A 25,281-nucleotide genomic window follows, 5' to 3' on the forward strand; every position below is an offset into this window, starting at 1 on the left:
CTTCGGCTTTACCGAAGGCAGAATATAAGCGATAAATATGCATGCGTTTTGACCTCACAGACCTTCGCCTTTTCATCGCCGTTGCCGACGCCGGAAGTATTACGCATGGCGCAACGGAAGTGGGGCTCGCCCTGCCCTCGGCCAGCGAACGCCTGCGTGACATGGAAGCCATTGGCGAGGTCAAGCTTCTCGAACGCGGCAGACGCGGCGTCACCCTCACTGCGGCGGGTGAAGCGCTTGCCCATCATGCGCGCCTCGTGCTGCGCCAGATGACCGACATGCATGCGGACCTCATCACCCATGCCAAAGGCATGCGCTCAACCGTGCGCGTGGCAGCCAACACAGCCGCTGTGACCGAATATCTTCCCATGCGGCTCGCGCAGTTCATGGCAGACAATCCACAGATCGACGTCGAACTGAAAGAACGGCAGAGCGCGGAAATCGCAAGGTCCGTTGCGAGCGGCTTTGTCGAGATCGGCATATTGTCCAACGCGGTCGATACCGGTGGTCTGGTTCTCATCCCCTTCACCATCGACCGGCTGGTTCTCATCACCGGGCAGCAGCACTCCCTTGCCGCCAGAAAATCGACGTGTCTTGCCGATGTCCTGCATGAACCGTTCATTGGCCTCTATTCCGGCGCGCTCTACGATCACATCGAAGCGCATGCGGCACGCCTTGGCGTCAAGCTGAAGATGCGCACGCGACTGCGCACATTCGAGAGCATTTGCCCCATGGTCGCCGCTGGCGTCGGCCTGGCGATCATCCCGGAACTGGTCGCTCATCGCATGATGACAACGACGAGCATCGTGCCGATTGCGCTGACGGACACTTGGGCCACACGGCATTTGTCGCTTTGCATACGCGCGCCGGACGAACTGACATCATCAGCCCGCGCGCTGATCGAACATCTTTCGGCAGAAACTCTGGTAGCGCTTCCCACGATTCAATCTTAACCGGAACGCTCTAGAAAACTTGCGGAGGCCCATCCTCTTGTCTATCACACGGCATCGAAGAACATGTTGTTTGGAAGCCGATGGCCACGCAGGACGAAGCAATCATCAGAACGGTTGGCGTTTCCGTCAGTTTTGACGGCGCGATGGCTCTGAATTCGGTCGATGCCTCGGTTCAATCCGGGCGGATAACGGTCATTTGCGGGGCCAATGGTTCGGGCAAAAGCACACTGTTGCGCAGCATGGCGCGGCTTCAGACGCCAACGAGCGGACAGGTTCTGTTTGACAGTGAAGACATCAACCGCATGAAACGGATTGATCTGGCCCGCAAGATCGCCGTGCTGGGGCAGATGCCGGAAATTCCCGCTGGCCTGACCGTCGAAGAACTGGTCGAAAACGGACGTCACCCGCATCGAGGTCTGTTTTCCCGACTGGGCAATCATGACCGAAAGGCAATCGAACGCGCCATCACGCAAACCGGCCTGCAAGCCCTGCGTCATCGTCAGGTGGCTTCGCTATCTGGCGGCGAACGTCAGCGCGCATGGGTTGCGCTGGCGCTGGCGCAGGAACCATCCGCCCTGTTTCTCGATGAGCCGACGAATTTTCTCGATATCCGCCATCAGGCCGAGTTGCTGACATTGCTCAAGCAATTGAACCGCGATCATGGGCTGACCATCGTTGCTGTTCTGCACGACCTCAATCAGGTGCTGGAACTGGCCGACGACGTTATCCTGATGCGTAAAGGCCGCTTGATGGCTTCTGGCTCTCCTGAAGAGGTATTCACAACGGAACGCCTCCGAGAAGCTTTCGATTTCGATATCGAAGTGACCGCGCACCCGGTTCTGCCGATCCCTTTCTGCATGCCACGCTGGGTCAACCATGTATACAACAAGCCATCTGCCGGAAATCAGCAGAACGAGCGGAGCGCGGAATGACCGCGCAGCCTCTGATCACAAGCCAAACTCAACCGGCAGGTTTCACAATTGGAATTGTCGTTCTGGCAATCCTGCTGCTGATCGCGCTGACGGCCGCCGAACTCGTCATCGGCAGTGGAAATGTCGCGCTACAGGACGTTTTGCAGTCGCCGTCGCGGCCGCAAACGCTGGCGCAGATTATCATCGAAACCATTCGCCTGCCCCGCGCAATCGCTGCCATATTGGTCGGCGCAGCGCTTGCCGCCGCTGGCACGGTGATGCAGACCATTTTGCGCAACCCGCTTGCCGCGCCAGACATTCTGGCTGTCACCAGCGGCGCGCAACTGGCCCTGGTTGTTTCCAGTCTGCTGCTTCCATTTGCCTTTCCGGGCTTCCTCGCCACGATCATCGGCGGCGCACTGGGCGGAACATTATGCCTGCTGGTCGGCGGCGGTTTGCGCGCCCAAGCGGTTCGGCTGGCACTGGCGGGCGTGGCGGTATCCCTCGCCTTCTCGGCGCTTTCTTCCGCCATCATATTGATTGCAGATGATCGCGCGTCCGGCATCATCCTGTGGTCTTCCGGCATGCTGGAACAAACAGGCTGGGCTAAAGTTGCACCGCTCGCCCCCTTTATTGTCGGAGCCATCCTGCTGCTGGTCGCCCTTGCCCGCCAGTTCGACGTCATGGCGCTCGGCAGCGACATGGCGGCAAGCCTTGGGCTTGGCAAAGCGACTGCGCTGATCGGCCTTCTGGCCACAATCGTGCTATCAGGTGCTGCCGTTACCATTGCTGGGCCTATCGGTTTCATTGGTCTCGCAGTGCCCAATCTGCTCCGCGCCACTGGCATGGTTCGGCACAAAGCGCTTTTGCCCGCAGCCTGCCTGTGGGGAGCGGTTGCGCTGCTTTCAGCCGACATTGCCGCACAATGGCTGAGCAGCGCCGGCACCATCATCCCGACCGGAATCCTCGCTGCCTGTTTCGCAGCACCGGCGCTGATCTTCGTCTTGCGTCGTATGAAAGCGGAGGCACCCGCCCACAACGCGCAGATCCTCGGGAAAACCATATTCAAGCGACCGGTCGCACTTTATGAGAGCCTTGGCATGGTTCTGTTAGCAGCTCTTCTGGCCGGGCTTCTGTTCGGCGACGGCATCGCAGGACGCGACATTGACTGGCAGGCGATACAGGCACTGCGCGCGCCACGCGTGTTGGTGGCCATGGGCGCGGGCGCTTTGCTCGCAATGGCTGGATTGTTGTTGCAAGCCGTGACGCGCAACCCGCTTTCCGGCCCGGAAACTCTGGGCCTCGCACAAGGCGCAGTACTCGCAAGCCTCGTCGCACTGCTCGGCGGCATCATTCCGGGAAGCGCGCTTTTTGCGCTCTGCTCGGCAGGCGGCGCCTGTCTTGTGGTCTTGCTTCTAAGCCTGCTCGGCAAAAACCTGTCACCGACCCGCACGGCGCTGACCGGACTTGCAGTGGCAGCCAGCCTTTCAGCGTTGAGCACGATTGTGGTGATTGAGGCAAAGCTTCAGATTGCCGAAGCACTTGCCTGGCTCGCAGGCTCCACCCATGGGCGCAACTGGCAGGATGTGGCGGCGCTTGCCCCCTGGCTTCTGCTGATCGCTATCGCACTTGCATTCGCGAAACGCCTCGACATTCTGGCGCTCGGTCGCGATGCGGCGGAATCTCTTGGCGTGGATACGGCCATGACCCGCTTATGGCTACTACTACTGTCAGCCCTTTCTGTGGCAGGCGCGGTGTCCGCCGTGGGCGCAATTGGCTTCGTGGGATTGATCGCGCCGCATGCAGCGCGCCTTTGTTGCGGGGCGCGCTACCGACATCAGTTGCCAGTGACAGCGTTGATCGGCGCAATATTGACCGTTCTGGCTGATACGCTGGGCCGCGCGATCTTCGCTCCGCAGGAAATCCCGGCGGGCATCGTGACGGCCTTCATTGGTACGCCACTCTTCATTCTGCTGATGCGCAGACAATCGCGCTGATTGCCAATCTCACAATAAAACCTCGATGAGAAGCGCCGGATTCGAGGGAGAACCAACACTGCTCACCGAGTGAGGACGGCGCTAACCGTCCTGTTTGACGCATCCGCGAATTACCGAGCGGCCATCACACCAGCGATAAGACCGGTTGCCGCGGTAATCAGAAGATACTGATTATCGACCTTCACCCAACGCTGCCCCTTGCCCGGTGCACGAAGCCCATAACGCTTGTAATCCTTGACTTCGCTTTGACGCGAACCATTGAAGCGCTGCCCTTTAGACCAGCCCTTTGCGGACTGTTTCTTGTTCTGCACCTGGTGCACTGCTGGTTTGCGCTGCGGCTGGTTGTCACGAGCTTGCGCCAACGGCGCGCCAATGAACGAAAGAGCAATCGCCGCGAGTAGAATTTTCTTGAACATGTTATTCTCCTTTCGTGATGAACTCACGCTACCCAACCCGCTATGAACAATAAATGAATTAAAACGAGAATAATCATTAAATAAAATCAATGTTATTATTGATTTTTCAATTCCATATTATTTCTTATTATTTGTAATTTAATAGGTATAAACTTGATAAGTTAAATTATAAATTCAAACTATTTAAATGATTTTCTTATTATTGTATATTTAATAAAGTATAATATTCTATATATTGAGAACGATCGATCACGCCAAGCGCAGGCTTGGAAAGCCAAAACCGTCGCCGGTTTTGACGGCACCATCGAAAACAAAAAGGGAAATAATGGCGGAGGGGGTGGGATTCGAACCCACGGTACAGTCTCCTGCACGCCGGTTTTCAAGACCGGTGCCTTAAACCGCTCGGCCACCCCTCCAAGTGATTGTAATGTCTTCTTTTCCCTCAGCGGGAAAAGCAGCAAATCACCGATTTGCGAACCAATCACTCAACGGGTGACTTCTTAGCAGCTTTTATCGCCGCGTCAACTTGATCGCGACCGTTCTGTACGATCTCTCAGGGGAACCGCAACTTCGCCGGAAAACAAAAAAGGCCGGGGCGAAAACGCACCGACCTTCCTGATCCATCGCTTTCCTACCAGTGCCAGTACATCCGTGGTCAAAAGCATTAAACGATGGCGGCAATAGCGAGCAACAGACGCGTCCAGCGCTCTTAAGCTTTGCCGATGGGAGCGATATAGGTGGCCAATGTGTTCAAAACAAGTCCGTGCGGGAAAAAATAGCATCTGCGCCACATCATGCTGTCCATCCGGTCTGCATTTCGTCGTTTATCGGCAATTATTATTCAATTGACCAATTCCACCAAAATTATAACAGTTCTAGGGTTGCTCTCATCGTTGATGAGACATAAACTTGAGTTTAATTATCATCATAAAGGGAAGCCATGAGTCTGGAATCCGTAAAGGCATTTTTTGCTGACAAGGCGCCCGAAGTCGAAGTCATCGAATTGCCGACCAGCACCGCGACCGTAGCTCTGGCTGCAGAAGCGCACGGCGTGGAACCTGGCCAGATCGCAAAGACGCTTTCCTTCTCGACCAAGGACCAGACAATTCTTGTTGTCACACGCGGCGATGCGCGTATCGACAATCGCAAGTTCAAGGATCGCTTCGGCACCAAGCCGCGTATGCTGGACGCCGACACCGTACTGGCCGAAACCAGCCATCCAGTCGGCGGCGTGTGCCCCTTCGGCTTGCCGAGCGCGCTTCCCGTCTATTGCGATGTCTCGCTGAAAGCATTCGAGGAAGTGGTTCCGGCAGCGGGGGCAACCAACAGCGCGGTTCGTATTGCGCCTGACAGGATGGCCGCATTGGTAACCGCCGAGTGGATCGACGTTTGCCAGTGAAATGCAAGCCGGGCACAGGAGGGCTCGCAATCAGAAAAATACGACTCGTTTTTTCCACTTTAAATGTGGTGAAAGACCTCGTATATATTAAGAATGATTCTAAACTGGGCCATCAAGGAAATCCGGTTTCCATGAAAATGCCATGAGCTGAGAGTGTTCTCGGCGCGGCTTTGTGGAGTTCAACCGAAATTTCGGTCCAGATTTTGGAACCAGGATACAAAGAGCGAGGGCATTTTCCGACCTGACTTGGTCGGGTTTGAAAATGCTCTGGACGTGCTGAAAGGAACTGTCATGCGCCTTACTCGCCAGACGAATTATGCCGTTCGGATACTCATGTACTGTGCCGCGAATGAAGGCAAGCTGAGCCGCATTCCGGAAATTGCTCGCGCTTACAGCGTTTCGGAGCTTTTTCTTTTCAAGATTTTGCAGCCGCTCGTGGAAAACGGGCTGGTAGAAACCGTGCGCGGTCGCAATGGCGGCGTGCGCCTTGGCCGTGCGGCCAACGATATCAGCCTGTTCGATGTCGTGCGCGTCACCGAAGAAAATTTCGCCATGGCGGAATGTTTTGAAAACGATGCGACCGAGTGCCCACTGGTCGATAGCTGCGCCCTTAACTCAGCGCTGCGTGAAGCGCTGAACGCCTTCTTCGGCGTCTTGATGAAATACAGCATTTCAGACCTCGTAAAAGCCCGCCCGAATGTACGCGCCCTGCTCGGTCTCGATGAAATGGAAGAACAGCGCGTCGCGAGCTAATCCTGCGACAGCGTGAGAAGCAAAAGGTCCGGTGAAAACCGGACCTTTTTTAATGCGTTGAGGTTACTCAGCGGCGGCGCGATAGGCCGATTGCGGCAGCACGAAGGGCACACCACGCGCAGGCGGCACCCCTACCCGCAGCGCGCATTCATAAACCCGTTCCAGCCGTTCATCGGTCAGCGCCTCCTGCGGGGAGCCGATTGTGTCGAGCCTGCCCTGACACATCACCGCGATCCGGTCGGCGAACATGGCCGTCAGATTGAGATCGTGCAGAATGGCGATCACGCCGCCGCCTTCAGCGGCAAAATCCCGCGCGATCTCCATCACAACGATCTGGTGCCGGATATCGAGGCTCGAAATCGGCTCATCCAGAAAAAGATAACGCGCGGAGCCATCGACCACGGGCCTCCAGACCTGGCAAAGCACGCGGGCGAGTTGCACCCTTTGTTGCTCGCCGCCGGAAAGTTCCTGATAGAGCCTGCCGCCGAAGCCGCCAAGGTCCACCCGCTGCAAGGCGAGGTCGGGCAAGCCAGTTTCCAGATCGCGCGACAGGCCGCTATAGCCGCCTGTCAAACCAAGGCCGACGATCTCGCGTACCGTGAACGGAAAGGACAAGGCGCTCGCCTGCGGCAGCACCGCGCGACGCGCCGCCATTTCCCATGGCTTGATATCCTTAAATGACCGCCCGTCCAGAAAGGCACCGCCTGTAAAGGGCACATCGCCGGAAAGAGCGCGCAAAAGCGTCGTCTTGCCCGATCCGTTGGGACCGACGATTGCCGTCACCTCTCCAGCGCGCGCCGTAAAATCGATGTTCTCGATAATCGACTTGCCCGAGAGACGAACACTGAGTGCCTTGGTTTCAATCATGACAGTTTCACAGATCAAGAAGGCCGCGCTGGCGCAGCAATATCCAGAGGAAGAACGGCGCGCCGCACATGGCGGTGATGATGCCGATGGGCAATTCCGCCGGTGCAACGATGGTGCGGCTGACCGCATCGGCCAGCAACAGCAGTATGGCACCCAGCAGAGCCGACGCAGGCAGAAGATAGCGGTGATCCGGGCCGATGCTGAGACGCAGCATATGCGGCACCACGATACCGATAAAGCCAATGCCGCCCGCTACCGCCACGGTCGCGCCAGTGGCCGCAGCCACGGTAACGATGGCGACATTCTTGATGCGCTGCACCTGAATGCCGAGATGTCCGGCGGCGGCTTCGCCCAATGCCAGAGCGTTGAGACCGCGCGCCAGCATTGGCGCTGCAATCAGCACCACGGCGATAATGGGTCCGGCAGCGACGATCTTGCTCCAGGTCGCACCCGCAAGCGAACCAAGACCCCAGAAGGTCAGATCGCGCAACTGCCGGTCGTCGGCCATGTAGACCAGAACGCCGGTCGCAGCCCCCGCCAGCGCGCCAAGCGCGATGCCCGCCAAAAGCATGGTGGCAACAGAGGTGCGCCCGCGTCGGGTCGCAACCCGGTAGAGCAACAAGGTTGTGGCAAGGCCGCCGAAGAAGGCAGCCAATGGCAGCGCGTAGATGCCGAGAACGGCGATAACAGGCGCCAGAACGGTGCCGCCCAATACGATCATCGACACCGCACCAAGACTGGCGCCCGAGGCCACGCCCACCAGACCCGGATCGGCAAGCGGATTGCGGAACAGGCCCTGCATGACGGCACCAGACACGGCAAGCCCCGCACCGATCAACATGCCGAGGATAATGCGCGGCAGGCGGATTTCCATAATAATCAGATGATCACGCTGGAAGGTTTCCGCGCCCTCGCCGCCAGCAAACCCGCGCAGCAGCGTGAGAAGCGAAGCATCCGAAGCCCCTGCCGTGAGGCTGAACAAAGCTGTCAGGCAGAGGACAACCGCCAGCACGACCAGCACCATGCGCGCGCGTTGCGTGCGATCCCCGACCTTTGCGCTGTTTGAGCCGGCGTTCTTCCGACTGTCTCCGGCTCGATGACGCATGGTGAAGGGCTCTCCGCCTGCCACACGGCCTTGGCTGGTCATTTGCTTATTCCTCATGTCGGATGCGTGATCCGATTATTGCGCTGCTGGCGCACCATAGAGTTTTGCCGACAATTCACGAATGGCAGCACCGGTGCGCGGGCCAAAGCCCAGCAGATAAAGCGCGTCCATGGCGACGACATTTTTGTTGCGGCCCGCAGGTGTGCTTGCAATGGCCGGGTTCTTCAAAAGTTCATCCGGACCGACACCGTCACCACCGTTGTTCATCATCAAAACCATATCCGGTGCGGCCTTGCCGATGGCTTCATCGGTCAGCTGCTTGTAACCGGGATATCCAGTGATGACGTTCACACCCCCTGCAAGCTTGATCATGCCGTCAGCCGCCGTACCCGTTCCAGACGCCATCAGACGCCCACTAGCGCCGTTCAAAACGAACAGCACGCGCTTGCGTTGCTCATGCGCAGCGGCGGCCTTTTCAGCAGCCTGAAGATCGCTCGCAACGCTATCCGCCAGCGCCCTGGCTTTGTCTTCGAGGCCAAGCGCCTTGCCGACAGCTTCGATCTTCGCAATGACGCTTTTGCCGGTATAATCTTCCGGCACGATGACCATCGGCACCGAGGCCTTCTTCAAGACCTCCAGCGTGTCCTGCGGCCCGCTGCCCTGAATGAGCAAGATGCCGGTCGGGTTGACCGACAGCACCCCTTCGGGCGCCAGCTGGCGCATGTAGCCGACATCTGGCAGAGCCTTCGATTCCGCTGGATAGGTGCTGGTCTGGTCGCGTGCGACAAGCATCTTTTCCGCGCCAAGCGCGTAGATGATCTCCGTCAGCGGCCCGCCGACGGAAACAATGCGGGACGTATCGGCAAAACGCTCGACGGTATCGGCACCGGCAATGCCGGTTGCCAATGACCAAGCCAAAGCGGCGACAGCCCCAACGCGCATGAAACGTGCTGAAATGACAGACATGATGCGCGTCCTATGCAGCGGTCGACCGGGGAAGACGCGGCAGGTTTTCAGCAATCATGCGCCAGTCGGCCAATTCCGCCTCACCCTCGTGACGCTCACCGAAGAACTGCACGATCAGTTCGCCATTGGCGTCGTAAGCTTCCAGCGAAGTCACATGACCGTCCTTGGTCGGCTTGCGCACGACCCAGGCATCGGCAATGTGATCGAGACGCAGATGCATGTGGAAGGTCGGATCAAGCACATTGAGCCATGGGCCCATCATCTTGATCTCATGGATCGGGCCGGTATGGATCTGGATGCAGCCGCGATTGCCGACAAAGCACATGATCGGCAGCTGTTGCTGCACAGCGTGGTTCATCATCGCTTCCACGGATGAAAGATCAACACGCCAAGCGAAATCCTGTCCGGCAAGATGCATGGCCTGATGGCGGTCAACGCCAAAATCCTTCAGCAGCCCCATGAACTGATGCACATCGGTCAAAGCGCTCCAGCGCTCGCGGAAGGCATCGGTATCGACAAGCGCGACATTGGCATTTGCACCTTTCGGCGCAATCGCGGTCGTTTCGATAGAACCCGACTGATCATCAAGCAGAAGTTCGGTGACAAGCGCCTCATAGGCTTCAACATCGGATGCCGGGCGCAGGTGAATCTTGTGAACGGCCTCACCGGAGGCATCGAAGAATTGCAGGCTGCGGCGCAGTTCCTCGCCGTCCTTTTTGCGAACCGCAAAACCATGCACCCAATGCTTCGGGAAAATACGCAGATCAATCTGCTTGCCCAGCACGATCGACGCATGCGGGCCCCAAACGGCCTTTTCGAACGGTCCGATCTTTTCGTGCACGACACTTTCGTTGCGCGTCAGCGCCATCACTTCGCCAAGGGTCGATGCGCGCTTAAGCAATGTCTCGACATCCACGCGAATGCGGCGGGCCGAAATGGCGGCATCGTCGCCGAGGCCACAATGGGCAGCAACGAAATCAGCTTCTGAAATACCGAGGCTCTGCGCGAAATCGCGTTCACGCGCCTTCGGGTTGTCCGCCCGTGCCTGAAGAATCTGCTCTGGGGAGGGCTTGGAATGTTGCGTCATGTGTGTCGTGCCTACTTGTTCAAAATGAGCTTGCCTTGGCGGGTAATCTTGAGGCGATAGAGCGATCCGCCATGCTCTATCCCTACCTCGCGGGAGCCGTCGAAAAGTTCGCGGCTGCCATAAATTTTGATCTGCGCTTCTTTCAGGGTCGCGCGAATCGGCGGCGCGGTGCGCTCAACCGAACGCCCCGTTCGGTCGCCAGTATTGTCGCCTGCCGGACCGTCGATCATGCGATTGGCAGAACGGTCGGCGGCGTGCCCGCGGGGCAAACGCACTTGCATGTCGATATGAATACGCCTGTTCATTTTATCGCCCTGACGTTGACTTGAAAGCTCCGCTCGGAAGCCCCGTTTTCACAAAACCATATCCGCCTGTTCATCGCGAAATTGATTTGTTGACATCACTAGTCATGTTTACTAATCACTGCATTACTGGATTAATCGAGTCAAGTTTAAATCTCGCCCTTCCAGCGCAAGCCACGAAGAATTCGTCTTCGCCAGCCAGCAGAGCTGCCTCCATATTGGAAGCATTCTAAACAATTGAATTCTCAGGGCTTCCTGCCGTGTCTCAGGTCGGCGGGGGAGCACATTTGCGCAGAGGAAATACAGCAATGCGGGCGACTGGTGGGGTACACAAGCGTTCATTCCTGGCGAGCAGCGGGCTCGCAGTCATTCTTGTCGCGATGGCATCGCAGTCATGGGCGCAGGAGCAAAAAGCAGCCGAAGGCGAAAACGACGTCACGCTAAAGACGATCACCATCCGGGGCGATGGCGCCAGGGGTGATGCGACCTACAACACGCCCGCCGCCGTCAGCACTGTTTCCAGCGAAGAGCTTCGCCGCAACGGCGATGTGAAGCTGGACGATGTGCTACGCGACAAGCCGGGCGTCTTCACCCGCATGAACGGCTCCCAGCCGGGCGTGGCCGTCAATATTCGCGGCTTCGAAGGTTCTGGACGCGTCAACATGATGGTCGATGGCGTTCGTCAGAACTTCCGCTTCACCGGCCATGAGGCGCAGGGCTTCACCTATGTCGATCCGAACCTTCTCGCCGATATCGACATTTCGCGCGGCGCAGTGACCGGCACCGGCGGCGGCGGGCTCGCAGGCAGCGTCAATTTCCGCACGCTCGGCGTGGATGACATCGTCCGTCAGGGCCAGCAATATGGTGTTCTCGGACGCGCCTCGTGGGGCAGCAACGGCGTCGGTTTCTCTGAAATGCTGGCCGCCGGTGCGCGCGTCAATTCGATGGGCGTTGCCGCAGCCATCAGCCGCCGCGATTCCAACAATTACAAGAATGGCGATGGCGTTGAACAGCCGGATACCGGTCAGGAACTGACCTCCGGGCTCGTCAAAACCGAGTTCGGCTTCGGCGAAGATCACAAGCTGGCGCTTGGCGGTGTTTTTTACAACAACGATTTTGGTGCCAATTCCTACGATCAGAACGTCAAGAACAAGACGTTCACGGCGAATTACACCTACAATCCGTCGGATAACGACCTGATCGACCTGCATGTCAACGCTTACTACAATCGCCTCGACATGACCTATTACAACAGCCTGTCCACGGGCCTTCCGGGCAGCGCGACAGGCCGTGGCATCACCGACAAGGGCTATGGCTTCGATATTTCGAACACATCGCGCTTCAATGTCGGCGAAGTGGGCGTCAAGTGGAACTACGGCGTCGAATATTTCCGCGACAACATTTCGGGCGACAATTCCGGCGTCAATCCAGTCGACGGACGCAGCAGCAACGGCGCAGTCTTCTCCGAAACCACCTTCAGCTACGGCATTGTCGACCTGATCGCCGGCCTGCGCTACGACTTCTTCAACACTTCTGGCAGCGCCGATACCGGCCTTGCCAATTTCGGTGACGGCGGCCTCTACGACGTCGATATTTCCAAGCAGCGCCTCGATCCGAAAATCACGCTGGCGATCAACGCGACCGACTGGTTGCAGCCATACGTGACCTATTCCCAGAGCATGCGTTCGCCAACGCTGCAGGAAACCATGTTGGGCGGCAACCATCCCGGCTCGACAAGCGTCAGCTTCCTGCCGAATCCGACCCTATCGCCTGAAACCCAGAAGGGTTGGGAAATCGGCGTAAACCTCAAGAAAGACGATCTGTTTCTTGCTGGAGACTTGCTGCGTCTGAAGGCCGATTATTACGACATGGATGTCGAGGACTACATCACGTCCACGTTCAACCCGACCTATCGCAAGTACCAGTTCGTCAATGTCGACGGCACTTCGCAGGTGCGCGGCTTCGAACTCGAAGCGATGTATGACGCAGGCATGGCCTTCGGCGGCATTACATATACCCACTCGAAGTCGGAACTTCCGGCGCAGACCCCAGGTCTCGGTGCAGGTCAGTACATGCCGGATGATGTCTTCTCCGTCAGCGGCGGCGCACGCTTCCTCGAGCGCAAGCTGACGGTTGGCGGTCGCTACTCCTATGTTTCGGGCGGCGATACCGTCGGTTACACCGGCGTTACCCAGTCCGACAGCTATGGCCTCGTGGATGTGTTCGCCAATTACAAGTTCACCGAGAACGTCGATCTGACTTTGAAGGTCAATAACCTGTTCGACAAGAGCTATACGCCATTCCTGAGCACATCAGGCTCCGGTCAGGGTCGTACGTTCCTCGTGGCGACACAGTTCCAGTTCTGACCATGGCGGGCGCCTGATCGCCCGTTTTAACCGTCGCATCTGTGAAGACTGGCCCACCTTCTGACCGCGGCTGTGGCCTTCTGATCCCGAGATGCGACGCGGCGCGTGCGGCCTTGACCCCGCACGCGCCTGAAATTCGAATTCAGTTTTCTGGCCATGCCGGCCCGAAAACCCATATAGTCGATCTAAAGCCAGTCCAAACCTAATGGAAAAGGATGAGCCATGTTCATAGCCATGAATCGCTTCAAGGTGCGCGTCGGCAGCGAAGCCGATTTCGAAGCCGTCTGGAAAAACCGCGATTCCACGCTTTCCGATTTGCCGGGCTTTGAAACGTTCCACCTGCTGCGCGGCGCAACCAATGAGGAAGAAGGCTATACGCTCTATGCTTCCCATACGGTCTGGCGCAGCCGCGAAGACTTTGTCTTCTGGACCAAGTCGGAACAGTTCCGCGAAGCGCATCGCAATGCCGGAACCAACAAGCCTCTCTATCTCGGACCACCGCAGTTTGAAGGCTTCAGTGCCGTCGAAGGCGCCTAGTGGATTGAATTTGGCGTTTTAATCCCGGCTGACACATAAGCTGTTTCAAACGTCAAATTCGAAAAAGCCATCGGATTACGCTTCAAGCCATTGCCACGCCCACCTTTTCCACATGGGTGCGGCGAAATGGCACAGCCTCTATCGGCATCGCTTCAACGCCCTTCCCGATAGAGCATTTTAACAGACAATTAGTGTTTAAACATGGGTAGTTAACTCATATTTAGAATGATTCTAAGTTATTGTTTTTTAGAACATTTCAAAAACATAGAATTTGACAGATACCCCGCTCGCCAGCCATAACCTGACCTAGTTTGGCGAGTTTAACAGACCGTCGAAATAGACCTTTAATGTTCGGGCCTTTAACCCTTGCAATTGGAGGAACCATTGTCCGGTTCATCTTGGCCTTGCGCCACCAGTAAAATAACGCTGCGCGTTTCCAGCAGCGATCTTGAAGTAGAAGTACCGGGCAATCAGGTAAACTTCCTCCGTTTTTCGCATTCCGCGTCGGGTTTTTACTGCCAAAACGGCATGGGAGTATCCATCTCATGCTAGTTTGCAGCTGTAACGTCATCACAGATAAAGATATCGAAGCAGTTGTGATCGAACTTCTCGATCAGGACTGCTGGCAGCTTATCGTCCCCGGCACCGTCTATAATGCCATGTCCAAGCGCGGCCGCTGCTGCGGCTGCTTCCCAAACGTCGTAGAAACGATCATAAGGGTGACTGAAGAGTATCATCTTCGTCACAACCAAATGGACGAAAACGTTATCCAGTTCATGGATCGTGTACGTTCTCTACGCGACAAATTCGGGAGTTCATGGAATGAAAGGCGAACCAAAGGTCATCGAGCGGCTTAACGAGGCTCTGTTTCTCGAGCTCGGCGCCGTCAACCAGTATTGGCTGCACTACCGCCTGCTGAACGACTGGGGTTTCACGCGTCTTGCCAAGAAAGAGCGTGAAGAATCCATCGAAGAGATGCATCACGCTGACAAGATCATCGACCGCATCATCTTCCTCGAAGGTCACCCAAACCTGCAGACTCTCGCACCGCTGCGCATCGGCCAGAACGTCAAGGAAGTTCTGGAAGCCGATCTTGCCGGTGAATATGACGCTCGTGCTTCCTACAAGAAGTCGCGCGAAATCTGCGACGAACTCGGCGACTACGTTTCCAAGCAGCTTTTCGACGAGCTTCTGGCGGATGAAGAAGGTCATATCGACTTCCTCGAAACCCAGCTCGACCTGCTGTCCAAGATCGGTGAAGAACGCTACGGCCTGCTGAACGCTGCTCCCGCCGACGCTGCCGAATAAGCCTGTTTCACAGGATGTTATGAAACCGGGACCTCGAGTCCCGGTTTTTTTATTGCCTATAACAACCCGCCGCTTTTCGATGCTGCGGCCCTGGCTGCGGCAACACTACCCGGCATCCAAGCTTTACCTTGGCCCCTTGGTCGTGGTATTGCGCGCGCAATTTCCGAAATTTGCAAGGTTTCCCCCAATGAGCGCACCGCGCGTCAGTTTCGTTTCACTTGGCTGCCCGAAGGCGCTGGTTGATTCCGAACGCATCATCACCAGCCTCCGCTCGGAAGGCTATGAAATCTCCCGCAAGCATGACGGCGCCGATCTGGTGATCGTCAACACCTGCGGCTTTCTCGATTCTGCCCGCGATGAGTCGCTTGATGCCATCGGCCTCGCTCTCAACGAAAACGGCAAGGTGATCGTCACCGGCTGCCTCGGTGCCGAACCGGAGGTCATCCGCGAACGTCACCCGAATGTTCTCGCCATCACCGGCCCACAGGCCTATGAAAGCGTCATGAGTGCCGTGCACGAAGCTGCCCCGCCCGCGCATGATCCGTTCGTCGATCTGGTGCCGCCGCAGGGTGTGAAGCTCACGCCGCGCCATTATGCCTATCTGAAGATTTCCGAGGGCTGCTCGAACCGCTGCTCTTTCTGCATCATTCCGGCGCTGCGCGGCGATCTCGTCTCGCGCCCGATCGATCAGGTGCTGCGCGAGGCCGAGAAGCTGGTGAGCGCCGGGGTCAAGGAAATCCTTGTTATCTCTCAGGATACGAGCGCCTACGGCCTCGACATCAAGTATCAGGAAGCCATGTGGCAGGACCGTACGGTCCGCACAAAATTCCTCGACCTTTCGCGCGAACTGGGCGACATGGGCGTCTGGGTGCGCATGCACTATGTCTACCCCTACCCGCATGTCGACGAAGTCATTCCGCTGATGGCGGAGGGCAAAATTCTGCCTTACCTCGATATTCCGTTCCAGCATGCTTCGCCTGCGGTTCTGAAAAACATGCGCCGCCCAGCCCATCAGGAAAAGACCTCGCGCCGCATTCAGGCATGGCGTGAAACCTGCCCTGATCTGGCGGTACGCTCGACCTTTATCGTCGGCTATCCGGGTGAAACGGAAGAGGATTTCCAGCTGCTGCTCGACTGGCTCGACGAAGCCAAGATCGAACGCGCGGGCTGCTTCAAATATGAGCCGGTCAAGGGTGCAAAGGCCAATGATCTTGGTCTTGAGCAGGTGCCGGAAGAAATCAAGGAAGCCCGCTGGCATCGTTTCATGGCTAAGCAACAGCAGATATCCACCAATCTTCTCAAGAAGAAAGTCGGCAAGCGTCTGCCGGTCATTATTGACGAGGCAAACGGCACCGTTGCCAAGGGCCGCACCCGCTATGACGCACCCGAAATCGACGGCAGCGTGCATATCCAGTCGCGCCGACCGCTGCGCGTCGGCGACATTGTGACTGTAAAGATCGAAGCGAGCGACGCCTACGATCTGCATGGCATCGCGGTCTGATGGTGGCTCCGGCTGCCATTGCCATCAGAAAAGCAACATCGGCAGATGTGGCGGCTATCGTCGCCATGCTTGCCGATGACGGGCTTGGCGCAAAGCGCGAAGACGCCAGTCTGCCATTGCGCGACGAATATCTGAATGCCTTCGCAGCCATCGACGCCGATCCGAACCAGTTTCTGGCCGTGGTCGAGCATGACGGGCGGATCATTGGCTGCATGCAGCTGAGCTTCATTCCGGGCCTGTCCCGCCTGGGCCAATGGCGCGGCCAGATCGAAAGTGTGCGCATAGCGAGCGATATTCGCGGCGGCGGCATTGGTCGTCAGATGATCGAATGGGCTATCGAGAAATGCCGCGAACGGGGCTGCGGGCTGGTGCAGCTCACCACGGACAAATCCCGTTCCGATGCGCTGCGTTTTTATCAGTCGCTTGGTTTCACCGACAGTCATGAAGGCCTTAAACTGTCGCTTTAAGAAAGCTCTGTAAAAAAGCTTATAAAAAAGAAAAAGGGCGCTTGAGGCGCCCTTCTTTTTTTGCCTGTGAACTATGCTTACTGCGGGAGCTTGTCGTCCACGCCAGCGACATAGAAATTCAGGCCAAGCAGGGTCTTGTCGTCGGCCTGTTCGCCAGCCTTCAGCCATTCCGAACCGTCCTGCTTCTTGATCGGGCCGGTGAAAGGCTTCAGTTCGCCAGACTTGATCTTGGCTTCGGTTTCCTCGGCCAGTTTCTTCACGTCATCCGGCATGTTGGTGTAAGGCGCCATCTTGACGAGGCCTTCCTTCATGCCCCACCAGACATTCTGGCTCTTCCAGCTGCCGTCGAGAACAGCCTTGGTGCGGTCGATATAGTATGGACCCCATTCGTCCACGACTGCCGTAAGCTGCGTGTCGGGGGCGAACTTGATCATGTCCGAAGCCTGACCAAAAGCCTTGATGCCGCGATCATGCGCCACCTGAATGGCAGCGGTGGAATCGGTGTGCTGGGTGATGATGTCCACGCCCTGATCGATCAGAGCCTTGGCGGCATCAGCTTCCTTGCCCGGATCGAACCAGGAATTGACCCAGATTACCTTGACCTTGAATTCAGGATTGATCGACTGTGCGCCGAGCATAAAGGCATTGATGCCCTGCACGACTTCCGGAACCGGCACTGAGGCGATGTAACCGGCAACGCCCTTGGTCGACATCTTGGCGGCGATCACGCCCTGCACATAACGGCCTTCATAGAAGCGCGCATTATAGGCTGACATGTTGTCGGCGGTCTTATAGCCGGTCGCATGCTCGAACTTCACCTTCGGGAACTTCTTGGCGACCTTGACGGTCGGGTCCATATAGCCGAACGAGGTCGTGAAAATCAGCTGATTGCCAGCGCGCGCCAGACGTTCGATGGAACGCTCGGCGTCAGCACCTTCCGGCACGTTTTCAAGAAAGGTGGTCTCGATCTTGTCGCCCAGCGCTTCGACCAGTTCCTTGCGCGCCTGATCATGCTGATAGGTCCAGCCGAAGTCGCCCGGAGGTCCGATATAGATGAAGCCCACTTTGAGTTTGTCTTCTGCATGCGCCGCGCCGCCGAGCATAAAGCTGGCAGCGGTGGCGATGGCCATAAGCGTCTTTTTCATGGTCCCTGCACTCCTTGTTTGCACCCTATAAAAACGAAACCGTCCTGTCGTGGGAACCGGTTCGCGTTTAACCCCTATCTGTCCGGAACGAACGGCTTACCGAGCGACGCAGGCGTGTTCATCATCGTCAGGCGCTTGTTGCGCGAGATGATGACCAGCACCACGATGGTCGCGATATAGGGCAACGCCGAAAGCAATTGCGACGGCAGGCCGAAACCAAGCGCCTGCGCATGCAGCTGGCCGATGGTCACAGCGCCAAAAAGATAAGCCCCGATCAGCACCCGCCATGGTCGCCACGACGCAAAAACGACGAGCGCCAAAGCGATCCAGCCGCGACCGGCGGTCATGTTTTCCACCCATTGCGGCACATAGACGAGCGAGAGTTGCGCGCCCGCAAGGCCTGCGCAGGCACCGCCGAACAGCACCGCCAGATAGCGTGTGCGCACCACATGCACGCCAAGCGCATGGGCGGAACCGTGGCTGTCGCCAATGGCGCGCAAGGTGAGCCCCGCGCGCGTGCGAAACAGGAACCACGTCACTGCTGCAACCAGCATGAGCGAGAAGTAAAAGATCGGGTCTTGCCCGAACAGGAACCGCCCAACCAGAGGAATATCCGTGAAATAGGGAATATAGATAGCATCGAGCCGGACACCCGGAACACCAACAAAGCTTTCGCCCAAGAGTGCTGAAGCGCCGATACCCAGAATGGTGAGAGCAAGACCAGTTGCCACCTGATTGGTGACCAGAGTAAGCGTCAGGAAGCCGAAAATGGCCGAGAACAGGGTTCCAACGGCTATGCCCGCCAATAGGCCGAGCCATGCCGAGCCGGTGAGCTGCGCTGCTGCGAAGCCGGAAACAGCGCCCATCAGCATCATGCCTTCGACGCCCAGATTGAGAACGCCCGAACGTTCAACCACCAATTCTCCAATGGCTGCGATCAGCAGCGGTGTTGCGGCGGTGGCGATAGTGAGAAGAATGGCCTGTGTCAGTTCCATCGGATCAGGCCTTTCCCGTTTTGTGTGCGCTGACAAAACGAATGCGGTAGAGAATGAGCGTATCACAGGCCAGCACAAAGAACAGGATCATGCCCTGAAACACGCGCGCCGATTTTTCTGAAATGCCGATGGCAACCTGCGCCGCCTCGCCGCCGAGATAGGACAGCGCCAACACAAGGCCTGCAGCGATAGCGCCGAGCGGGTTCAGACGCCCGAGAAACGCGACGATGATTGCGGTGAATCCGTAGCCGGGTGAAATGACCGGACGAAGCTGCCCGATAGCGCCAGATGTTTCCGCAATACCGGCAAGGCCGGCCAGCGCGCCTGAAACGGCAAAGACGAAAAACACTAGTTTGCCGGAACTGAAGCCCGCGAAGCGCCCTGCCCTCGGGCTTTGGCCGATGACCTTGACCTCGAAGCCCTTCAGCGTGTGCTTGAGCAGGAACCAGACCAATAGCGCGGCAATCAGCGCCAGAATGAAGCCCCAATGGGCGCGTCCCGATTCACTCCATATTTCCGGCAGAATAGCGCTGTCATTAAACTGGCGCGTTTCCGGGAAGTTATAGCCTTCCGGGTTACGCCACGGTCCGCGCACCAGCCAGTCGAGGAAGAGTTGCGCCACATAGACCAGCATCAGGCTGGTGAGAATCTCGTTCGTATTGAAGCGGACCTTGAGAAAGGCCGGAACCGACGCATAGGCAGCACCGCCCGCCATGCCCATCAGCATCATCAGCGGCAGCACGAGCCACGACTGAAAGTCGGGAAACATCACCGGCAGAATAGAACCGGTGACGGCCCCCATGATGAATTGCCCTTCAGCACCGATATTCCAGTTGTTCGACAGGAAGCAGACGCACAGACCCACCGCGATCAGGATCAGCGGCGCGGCCTTGACCAGCAATTCATGCCACGACCAGATATCGAACAAAGGTTCGACAAAGAACACATAAAGCGCATTGAGCGGGTCTTTGCCCATCAATGCGAAGGCGAGACCGCCGAAAATGAAGGTCAGCGCCAGAGCCAGCAAGGGCGACAAGGCGCTGAAAAGCTTCGACGGCTGGGGGCGTTTGACGAGTTCGATCCGCATCAGGCCGCACCCATCTCTGCTTCACCGGAAATGCCGCCCATCAGCAGGCCGATCTTTTCAAGAGTCAATTCGGCAACAGGCATAGGCTCGGAAAGCTGACCGTGATTCATGACCGCTATCCGGTCACTGATTTCGAAGAGTTCATCGAGATCCTGGCTAATGACAAGAACGGCAGAGCCCGATCGCGCAAGGTCCACAAGGGCCTGCCGGATATGAGCCGCAGCACCCGCATCGACGCCCCATGTCGGCTGGTTGATGACCATGACCGATGGCGAACGATCAAGTTCACGACCAATGATGAACTTTTGCAGATTGCCGCCGGACAGTGCCGAAGCTGGCGGGTTTTCTGCGCTTTTGCGCACATCCATCCGCTCAATAATGCGTCGCGCAGCGGAATGCAGTGCGCTTTCGGCGATCAACTTTAACGCGCCGCCGCGCAGGAACGCTTTCGCATCGGTCTTGTAGCGCGACAGAAACAGATTGTCGGTCAGTGACAATGACGGCACCGCACCGTGGCCAAGCCGCTCTTCCGGCACAAAGGCCGCCCCCATCATGCGCCGTTCGCTGATGCCGAGCCTGCCTGCATCCTTGCCTCGAATACGTACAGTCGATGCAGCCGATTGCAGCACCTCGCCGGAAATGGCTTCAAAGAATTCGCCCTGCCCATTGCCAGCAACGCCCGCAAGCCCCACGACTTCGCCAGCGGCCACCGAAAGCGAGATATCTTTAAGCGCTGTGGAAAACGGCCCCCGTGGCGGTTGTGACAAAGACTTGATTTCAAACAGCGCTTCGGCGCGCGTCGCCGGAGCATCCATCGGGCTGCGCGCCACCACCTTGATGTCGTTGCCAACCATCATGCGGGCGAGCGACGCCGCCGTTTCCTTGCGTGGATCGCAATGCCCAACCACCTTACCGTGGCGCAACACCGTTGCGCGGTCGCAAAGCCGCTTCACCTCTTCCAGACGATGACTGATATAGAGAATGGATTTGCCTTCAGCCTTCAGCCGTTCCAGTGTTTCAAACAGGCGGTCGGCTTCCTGCGGCGTCAGAACCGAGGTCGGTTCGTCCAGAATGATCAGGTCCGGTTCCTGCAACAGACAACGCACGATTTCGATGCGCTGGCGCTCGCCGACCGAAAGGTCGCCGACATGGGCCTGCGGATCGACCGGCAAGCCATAGGTCTTGCCCACTTCGCTGGCCCGTTTTGCCACATCGGACAGCGACAGAGCGCTATCCAGCGAGAGAGCGATATTTTCAGCGGCAGTCAGCGAGTCGAAAAGCGAAAAATGCTGAAAAACCATGCCGATGCCGAGCGTTCTTGCAGCGGCAGGTTCGCCAATGACGACGCTCTGGCCCTTCCAGACGATTTCGCCTTCAAGCGGTTGCAGCGCACCGAACAGCATCTTAACGAAAGTGGATTTTCCAGCGCCGTTCTCGCCCAGAAGCGCGTGAATTTCGCCCTTGGCAATGGTGAGATCAACCCCATCGCAAGCTCTGAGCTGCCCAAATAGTTTCGTGAGCCGGCGGACATCCAGAAGAGGCCGGTCGGATAAATTGGCTGACATTATTCCCCAAATGTATTTTTGAAAGACCTTAGCAGCAATTTTGCACTTGAAAAGAGCAAAAGCAGGCTCTGCCTAACATATGCACATCGGCGATAGGTCGCCCCTCACCCGCGCCACGAAAACAAGGTCAATCAGACGACATTACGGGAGTAAAATACTGGTTCCGGTGGTCTTGCGCGCTTCCAGTTCCTCATGCGCCTTGCGGGCGTCTTTGAGCGCATAGGTCTGGTTGATTTCTATCTTCACCGCACCGCTGCCCACCACGTCGAAAAGCTCGGCTGCGGTCTTTTCGAGGTCGGAACGCTTGGCGACATAGTTGAACAATGTCGGACGGGTTGCGAAGAGCGACCCTTTCTGCGCCAGAAGCCCAAGATCAAACGGCGGAATGACACCCGATGACTGGCCGAAACAGGCGAACATGCCGAGCGGCTTCAGGACGTCCAGCGATCCCATATAGGTATCGCGACCGACAGAGTCGTAAACCACGTCCACGCCTGCGCCATTGGTCAGTTCACGCACTCTTTCGGCGAAATTTTCCGTGCGGTAATTAATGACATGGTCATAGCCATGCTGCTTGGCAAGCGCGATCTTGTCTGGCGATCCGGCTGTGCCGATAACCGTTGCTCCAAGATGCTTGGCCCACTGCCCTGCGATCAGGCCGACACCGCCAGCCGCCGCATGAAAAAGGATCGTCTGTCCGGCTTCAACCCGGAAGGTGCGCCGCAACAGATATTGCGCCGTCATGCCCTTCAGCATCATGGAAGCGGCAGTTTTGAGATCAATGCTTTCCGGCACGATCACCAGACGGTCGGCAGGCAAAATGCGCTCGTCGGCATAGGAACCCGGCGTTGCCACATAAGCGACGCGGTCACCCACCTTCACATTGTCAACACCGGCACCAACGGCAATAACCGTGCCAGCACCTTCATTGCCGGGCGTGAACGGCATTTGCGCTGCCTTGTAGAGACCCGTGCGGAAATAAACGTCGATGAAATTGAGGCCGACGGCTTCATGGCGAACCTTCGCTTCACCCGGCCCCGGCTCACCGATTTCGATCTGCTCATAGTTCAGAACTTCAGGCCCGCCGGTCTGATGAACGCGAATGGCATTGATCATCATACGTCTCCGCTCTTTTTTGCAGCTGCAACTTTCTCGGCCTCAATAACGGCGGCGGTGCGCCCAAGGCCGGGGAAGAACTGCATCACTGCGCCAATGAAATAGATATAGAGCCCGGTCACGGAAATGCCCACGCGCACCCAGAGCGGCGCATCCAGCGTATAATAAAGCGCGATCGCACCAAAGGCGCACCAGAGCAGAAACACCGTGAGATTGATCGGGCGCAGGCGCACAACGCGCACCGGATGCAGGAAGTTGATCGGCAGGAAGGACAGGATCGCCGATGCAACCACGGTGCCGAACGCCACCCATTCTCCCGGCCTGACGATGAACAGGGTGAAGACCACCATGTTCCACACCACCGGGAAGCCCTTGAAGAAGTTCTCCTTCGTCTTCATGCCGGTATCGGCATAATAGATCGCGCTCGACACGACGATGATCGCGCCGGATATGAAGGAGAGGTTCGTCCCCATAAAGCCGCTCTGATACAAGGCAAAAGCAGGGATCAGGACGTAGGTGACATAGTCGATGATGTTGTCGAGCAGTTCACCCGACCAGTTGGGCAACACATATTTGACTTCGAGCTTGCGCGCGATTGGCCCGTCGATGCCATCTACGAACAGCGCGAGGCCAAGCCACCACCACATCGCCGTATATCGCCCGTCGCTGGCCGCGACGATGGACAGAAAAGCCAGAAACGACCCCGATGCCGTCAGCAAATGGACAGAAAACGCCTTGGCTTGCGGCGCGGTGACTTTCTTGGCTTTGAGTTTTCCGGTCAGTTTGGTTTTCACGCTGTTCGCCATTCCGTTTTGTCGCCGCGCAGTTTCCGCAGAAGATACAGCGATTTTATTTCAAATCTCGCCTTGGCTCACCTTGGGCTTACCTTAGGCTCATCGTGGGCGTTTACACCAAACAAACTGACGCCCCAACTGTTCTGTTGGATCCTGACGTGATCTATCCCAGAAAAGCCGTGTTCTTAGTGGAAGCTTTCCCCGAATAAGCTCAAAAGAGCAAGTAAGGCATGAGGCAAATCAGCCTTAATTCCACGGAAGAATGGCCTTTGCCGGCATTTCGGTCTAAGTGCTGCTTGAGAACGGCACGGAAGAATCATCTTCATAGCTGCACTTCTGGCCGACACGTCCCGACGAAGGATGAAGCGAATGAACGATCTGGTTGCGAACAAGCCAATGACTGACATCGTGATCAGCGGTGGCGGCCCTGCTGGCATGATGGCCGCGCTTGCGCTTGGCGCGAAGGGCTATCGCACCATCCTTCTGGGACCCGAAACGGACAAGGGCGACCGCCGCACGACGGCGCTGATGATGCCCGCCATCCGTTTTCTCGAACAGATCGGCGTCTGGTCGTCCATCCAGCCGGAAGCCGCACCGCTCGCCTCCATGCGCATTGTCGATGCGACGCAGCGCCTTGTCCGCAGCCCGACAGTCACCTTCCGCGCCGGTGAAATCGGCGAAGAGGCATTTGGCTATAATATCCCCAATGCCGTTCTCAACGCGAAGCTTGCCGAAGCTGTGGCCGAGAGCGCCAATATCGAGCGCAACACGGCGTCGGCTATCGAATATCGCCCCAATGGCGACCATGTAACGGTGACATTGGCGGGTGGCGATACGCTCCATGCCCGCCTTTTAGTCGCCGCTGATGGGCGCAATTCCGGCGCACGCGAAGCCGCAGGCATCCGCGCGCGCCGCTGGAACTATCCACAAACCGCTGTTGTCTTGTCCTTCGCCCACAGCATCAGCCACGAAAACATCTCGACAGAATTTCATACCGAACACGGCCCGTTCACGCAGGTTCCACTGAAAGGCAAGCGTTCGAGCCTTGTGTGGGTGGTGAACCCGGAACGCGCAGAAACCTTGCTCACGCTGGACGATCAGGCTCTGGCCGCACAGGTCGAGGAGATGATGCAGTCGATGCTCGGCCGGATCGAAATCGACGTGCGCCCGCAGGGCTGGCCTCTGTCCGGGCTGGTGCCAAACGCATTTGCAGCCAAGCGAACCATCCTGATTGGCGAAGCAGCCCATGTTTTCCCACCCATCGGTGCACAAGGGCTTAATCTCGGCACACGCGACGTGGAAACGCTGGTAAAGGCCATCGAAAGCGATTCTGTCGATCCAGGTTCTGATCGTGTGATCCGCGCTTATGACCGCGCACGCCGTCCAGATATTCTGGCCCGAACCGGCTCGGTCGATGCGCTCAACCGCTCGCTTCTGTCGCCCATGCTACCTGCGCAGATCGCGCGCGGCGTCGGGTTGGAAATGCTGCGATCCTTCGCGCCGTTGCGGTCATTCTTCATGCGGGAAGGCCTGCGCCCCGGCAGCGGCTTTACGCATTTTCTCCCCAAACTTCCCAAGCTGGCAGACCGTCGACGCGACAACGCCAGCAAATAAAGGCTTCCCTCAAAAACTTCATGTTTCACG

The 25,281-nt window shown here is 57.4% G+C and carries 24 protein-coding genes and 1 tRNA gene; 12 read left to right on the forward strand and 13 right to left on the reverse strand.

Annotation, left to right across the window (positions count from 1 at the left end; all coding sequences use genetic code 11):
* Nucleotides 1-41: 41 nt before the first annotated feature.
* From ABWW11_RS19200 to ABWW11_RS19210, 3 genes are all read left to right on the forward strand, one after another.
* Nucleotides 42-953 carry a LysR family transcriptional regulator gene (locus tag ABWW11_RS19200; RefSeq protein ID WP_109367457.1) on the forward strand — a complete coding sequence of 304 codons (912 nt, stop codon included), beginning with the start codon at nt 42-44 and terminating at the stop codon, nt 951-953.
* Nucleotides 954-1,033: 80 nt separating this feature from the next.
* A complete protein-coding gene (locus ABWW11_RS19205) occupies nt 1,034-1,885 on the forward strand; it encodes an ABC transporter ATP-binding protein (protein ID WP_109367458.1) in 852 nt (283 codons plus the stop codon).
* Nucleotides 1,882-3,861 (forward strand): iron ABC transporter permease, encoded by a 1,980-nt coding sequence (locus ABWW11_RS19210; RefSeq protein WP_109367459.1) that lies wholly within the window; start codon nt 1,882-1,884, stop codon nt 3,859-3,861. Before ABWW11_RS19205 ends, ABWW11_RS19210 begins: the two co-directional genes overlap by 4 nt.
* A gap of 110 nt (nt 3,862-3,971) precedes the next feature.
* Here the strand turns inward: ABWW11_RS19210 and ABWW11_RS19215 are convergent, their stop codons facing one another.
* A complete protein-coding gene (locus tag ABWW11_RS19215) occupies nt 3,972-4,277 on the reverse strand; it encodes an RcnB family protein (protein WP_109367460.1) in 306 nt (101 codons plus the stop codon).
* A 326-nt stretch (nt 4,278-4,603) separates the two neighbouring features.
* Nucleotides 4,604-4,693 (reverse strand) — tRNA-Ser (locus ABWW11_RS19220).
* 524 nt (nt 4,694-5,217) lie between these two features.
* Between ABWW11_RS19220 and ABWW11_RS19225 the strand changes: the two genes are divergently transcribed.
* On the forward strand, nt 5,218-5,676 hold the full coding sequence (locus tag ABWW11_RS19225; protein WP_121538813.1) for a YbaK/EbsC family protein: 459 nt from the start codon (nt 5,218-5,220) through the stop codon (nt 5,674-5,676).
* Nucleotides 5,677-5,967: 291 nt separating this feature from the next.
* On the forward strand, nt 5,968-6,429 hold the full coding sequence (gene rirA, locus ABWW11_RS19230) for an iron-responsive transcriptional regulator RirA (RefSeq protein ID WP_109367509.1): 462 nt from the start codon (nt 5,968-5,970) through the stop codon (nt 6,427-6,429).
* Nucleotides 6,430-6,492: 63 nt separating this feature from the next.
* On the opposite strand, the gene ABWW11_RS19235 is transcribed toward rirA, so the two are convergent.
* From ABWW11_RS19235 to hemP, 5 genes are all read right to left on the reverse strand, one after another.
* Complete coding sequence (locus ABWW11_RS19235) at nt 6,493-7,296, reverse strand: heme ABC transporter ATP-binding protein (protein WP_109367510.1); 804 nt, start codon at nt 7,294-7,296, stop codon at nt 6,493-6,495.
* A 7-nt stretch (nt 7,297-7,303) separates the two neighbouring features.
* Nucleotides 7,304-8,401: a FecCD family ABC transporter permease gene (locus tag ABWW11_RS19240; protein WP_235858992.1), complete on the reverse strand. Its 1,098-nt coding sequence runs from the start codon at nt 8,399-8,401 to the stop codon at nt 7,304-7,306.
* A gap of 75 nt (nt 8,402-8,476) precedes the next feature.
* Nucleotides 8,477-9,367, reverse strand: a complete 891-nt coding sequence (locus tag ABWW11_RS19245; protein ID WP_109367512.1) for a heme/hemin ABC transporter substrate-binding protein — start codon at nt 9,365-9,367, stop codon at nt 8,477-8,479.
* A gap of 10 nt (nt 9,368-9,377) precedes the next feature.
* Complete coding sequence (locus ABWW11_RS19250; protein ID WP_109367513.1) at nt 9,378-10,454, reverse strand: hemin-degrading factor; 1,077 nt, start codon at nt 10,452-10,454, stop codon at nt 9,378-9,380.
* A gap of 11 nt (nt 10,455-10,465) precedes the next feature.
* On the reverse strand, nt 10,466-10,684 hold the full coding sequence (gene hemP, locus ABWW11_RS19255; protein WP_109368004.1) for a hemin uptake protein HemP: 219 nt from the start codon (nt 10,682-10,684) through the stop codon (nt 10,466-10,468).
* Between the two features lie 380 nt (nt 10,685-11,064).
* Between hemP and ABWW11_RS19260 the strand changes: the two genes are divergently transcribed.
* The 6 genes from ABWW11_RS19260 to ABWW11_RS19285 all read left to right on the forward strand — a co-directional run bounded on the left by ABWW11_RS19260 (nt 11,065) and on the right by ABWW11_RS19285 (nt 16,935).
* Nucleotides 11,065-13,122 carry a TonB-dependent receptor domain-containing protein gene (locus tag ABWW11_RS19260; protein WP_109367514.1) on the forward strand — a complete coding sequence of 686 codons (2,058 nt, stop codon included), beginning with the start codon at nt 11,065-11,067 and terminating at the stop codon, nt 13,120-13,122.
* Between the two features lie 222 nt (nt 13,123-13,344).
* Complete coding sequence (hmuQ, locus tag ABWW11_RS19265) at nt 13,345-13,659, forward strand: heme-degrading protein HmuQ (RefSeq protein WP_109367515.1); 315 nt, start codon at nt 13,345-13,347, stop codon at nt 13,657-13,659.
* Between the two features lie 545 nt (nt 13,660-14,204).
* The gene (locus ABWW11_RS19270) at nt 14,205-14,516 is read left to right on the forward strand and encodes a (2Fe-2S)-binding protein (protein ID WP_109367516.1); all 312 of its coding nucleotides are present in this window, start codon (nt 14,205-14,207) and stop codon (nt 14,514-14,516) included.
* The gene (gene bfr / locus ABWW11_RS19275) at nt 14,482-14,967 is read left to right on the forward strand and encodes a bacterioferritin (RefSeq protein ID WP_109367517.1); all 486 of its coding nucleotides are present in this window, start codon (nt 14,482-14,484) and stop codon (nt 14,965-14,967) included. The genes ABWW11_RS19270 and bfr overlap by 35 nt, the downstream gene beginning before the upstream one ends.
* 187 nt (nt 14,968-15,154) lie before the next feature.
* Entirely contained in the window at nt 15,155-16,468 is a 1,314-nt protein-coding gene (gene rimO, locus ABWW11_RS19280) for a 30S ribosomal protein S12 methylthiotransferase RimO (RefSeq protein ID WP_121538809.1), read from the forward strand.
* Nucleotides 16,468-16,935: a GNAT family N-acetyltransferase gene (locus ABWW11_RS19285; RefSeq protein ID WP_109367519.1), complete on the forward strand. Its 468-nt coding sequence runs from the start codon at nt 16,468-16,470 to the stop codon at nt 16,933-16,935. Before rimO ends, ABWW11_RS19285 begins: the two co-directional genes overlap by 1 nt.
* 77 nt (nt 16,936-17,012) lie before the next feature.
* Here the strand turns inward: ABWW11_RS19285 and ABWW11_RS19290 are convergent, their stop codons facing one another.
* The 6 genes from ABWW11_RS19290 to pcsA form a co-directional block, all read right to left on the reverse strand.
* A complete protein-coding gene (locus ABWW11_RS19290) occupies nt 17,013-18,080 on the reverse strand; it encodes a BMP family ABC transporter substrate-binding protein (protein WP_121539622.1) in 1,068 nt (355 codons plus the stop codon).
* 74 nt (nt 18,081-18,154) lie between these two features.
* Nucleotides 18,155-19,075 carry an ABC transporter permease gene (locus ABWW11_RS19295; RefSeq protein WP_109367521.1) on the reverse strand — a complete coding sequence of 307 codons (921 nt, stop codon included), beginning with the start codon at nt 19,073-19,075 and terminating at the stop codon, nt 18,155-18,157.
* Nucleotides 19,076-19,079: 4 nt separating this feature from the next.
* Entirely contained in the window at nt 19,080-20,162 is a 1,083-nt protein-coding gene (locus ABWW11_RS19300; RefSeq protein WP_109367522.1) for an ABC transporter permease, read from the reverse strand.
* The gene (locus ABWW11_RS19305; protein ID WP_109367523.1) at nt 20,162-21,727 is read right to left on the reverse strand and encodes an ABC transporter ATP-binding protein; all 1,566 of its coding nucleotides are present in this window, start codon (nt 21,725-21,727) and stop codon (nt 20,162-20,164) included. Before ABWW11_RS19305 ends, ABWW11_RS19300 begins: the two co-directional genes overlap by 1 nt.
* A 141-nt stretch (nt 21,728-21,868) precedes the next feature.
* A complete protein-coding gene (locus tag ABWW11_RS19310) occupies nt 21,869-22,843 on the reverse strand; it encodes a quinone oxidoreductase family protein (RefSeq protein WP_109367524.1) in 975 nt (324 codons plus the stop codon).
* On the reverse strand, nt 22,843-23,649 hold the full coding sequence (gene pcsA / locus ABWW11_RS19315; RefSeq protein WP_109367525.1) for a phosphatidylcholine synthase: 807 nt from the start codon (nt 23,647-23,649) through the stop codon (nt 22,843-22,845). Before pcsA ends, ABWW11_RS19310 begins: the two co-directional genes overlap by 1 nt.
* 357 nt (nt 23,650-24,006) lie before the next feature.
* Here pcsA and ABWW11_RS19320 point away from each other — a divergent pair, with 357 nt between their 5' ends.
* Nucleotides 24,007-25,251, forward strand: coding sequence for a UbiH/UbiF family hydroxylase (locus ABWW11_RS19320; RefSeq protein WP_109367526.1), 1,245 nt, complete (start codon nt 24,007-24,009; stop codon nt 25,249-25,251).
* Nucleotides 25,252-25,281: the final 30 nt, after the last annotated feature.

Source organism: Brucella sp. NBRC 113783 (assembly GCF_040372265.1).
Taxonomy (GTDB): Bacteria; Pseudomonadota; Alphaproteobacteria; order Rhizobiales; family Rhizobiaceae; genus Brucella; species Brucella teleogrylli.

What these genes read in the sequence shown, in the direction of transcription:
- hemP (WP_109368004.1), bottom strand. Translation starts at nt 10,684, where the DNA reads ATGATCGACGGTCCGGCAGGCGACAATACTGGCGACCGAACGGGGCGT.
- ABWW11_RS19290 (WP_121539622.1), bottom strand. Translation starts at nt 18,080, where the DNA reads ATGAAAAAGACGCTTATGGCCATCGCCACCGCTGCCAGCTTTATGCTC.
- ABWW11_RS19215 (WP_109367460.1), bottom strand. Translation starts at nt 4,277, where the DNA reads ATGTTCAAGAAAATTCTACTCGCGGCGATTGCTCTTTCGTTCATTGGC.
- rirA (WP_109367509.1), top strand. Translation starts at nt 5,968, where the DNA reads ATGCGCCTTACTCGCCAGACGAATTATGCCGTTCGGATACTCATGTAC.
- ABWW11_RS19300 (WP_109367522.1), bottom strand. Translation starts at nt 20,162, where the DNA reads ATGCGGATCGAACTCGTCAAACGCCCCCAGCCGTCGAAGCTTTTCAGC.
- ABWW11_RS19240 (WP_235858992.1), bottom strand. Translation starts at nt 8,401, where the DNA reads ATGCGTCATCGAGCCGGAGACAGTCGGAAGAACGCCGGCTCAAACAGC.
- ABWW11_RS19285 (WP_109367519.1), top strand. Translation starts at nt 16,468, where the DNA reads ATGGTGGCTCCGGCTGCCATTGCCATCAGAAAAGCAACATCGGCAGAT.
- pcsA (WP_109367525.1), bottom strand. Translation starts at nt 23,649, where the DNA reads ATGGCGAACAGCGTGAAAACCAAACTGACCGGAAAACTCAAAGCCAAG.
- ABWW11_RS19270 (WP_109367516.1), top strand. Translation starts at nt 14,205, where the DNA reads ATGCTAGTTTGCAGCTGTAACGTCATCACAGATAAAGATATCGAAGCA.
- ABWW11_RS19295 (WP_109367521.1), bottom strand. Translation starts at nt 19,075, where the DNA reads ATGGAACTGACACAGGCCATTCTTCTCACTATCGCCACCGCCGCAACA.
- bfr (WP_109367517.1), top strand. Translation starts at nt 14,482, where the DNA reads ATGAAAGGCGAACCAAAGGTCATCGAGCGGCTTAACGAGGCTCTGTTT.
- ABWW11_RS19205 (WP_109367458.1), top strand. Translation starts at nt 1,034, where the DNA reads ATGGCCACGCAGGACGAAGCAATCATCAGAACGGTTGGCGTTTCCGTC.
- ABWW11_RS19210 (WP_109367459.1), top strand. Translation starts at nt 1,882, where the DNA reads ATGACCGCGCAGCCTCTGATCACAAGCCAAACTCAACCGGCAGGTTTC.
- ABWW11_RS19250 (WP_109367513.1), bottom strand. Translation starts at nt 10,454, where the DNA reads ATGACGCAACATTCCAAGCCCTCCCCAGAGCAGATTCTTCAGGCACGG.
- ABWW11_RS19305 (WP_109367523.1), bottom strand. Translation starts at nt 21,727, where the DNA reads ATGTCAGCCAATTTATCCGACCGGCCTCTTCTGGATGTCCGCCGGCTC.
- rimO (WP_121538809.1), top strand. Translation starts at nt 15,155, where the DNA reads ATGAGCGCACCGCGCGTCAGTTTCGTTTCACTTGGCTGCCCGAAGGCG.
- hmuQ (WP_109367515.1), top strand. Translation starts at nt 13,345, where the DNA reads ATGTTCATAGCCATGAATCGCTTCAAGGTGCGCGTCGGCAGCGAAGCC.
- ABWW11_RS19310 (WP_109367524.1), bottom strand. Translation starts at nt 22,843, where the DNA reads ATGATCAATGCCATTCGCGTTCATCAGACCGGCGGGCCTGAAGTTCTG.
- ABWW11_RS19225 (WP_121538813.1), top strand. Translation starts at nt 5,218, where the DNA reads ATGAGTCTGGAATCCGTAAAGGCATTTTTTGCTGACAAGGCGCCCGAA.
- ABWW11_RS19260 (WP_109367514.1), top strand. Translation starts at nt 11,065, where the DNA reads ATGCGGGCGACTGGTGGGGTACACAAGCGTTCATTCCTGGCGAGCAGC.
- ABWW11_RS19245 (WP_109367512.1), bottom strand. Translation starts at nt 9,367, where the DNA reads ATGTCTGTCATTTCAGCACGTTTCATGCGCGTTGGGGCTGTCGCCGCT.
- ABWW11_RS19235 (WP_109367510.1), bottom strand. Translation starts at nt 7,296, where the DNA reads ATGATTGAAACCAAGGCACTCAGTGTTCGTCTCTCGGGCAAGTCGATT.
- ABWW11_RS19320 (WP_109367526.1), top strand. Translation starts at nt 24,007, where the DNA reads ATGAACGATCTGGTTGCGAACAAGCCAATGACTGACATCGTGATCAGC.
- ABWW11_RS19200 (WP_109367457.1), top strand. Translation starts at nt 42, where the DNA reads ATGCGTTTTGACCTCACAGACCTTCGCCTTTTCATCGCCGTTGCCGAC.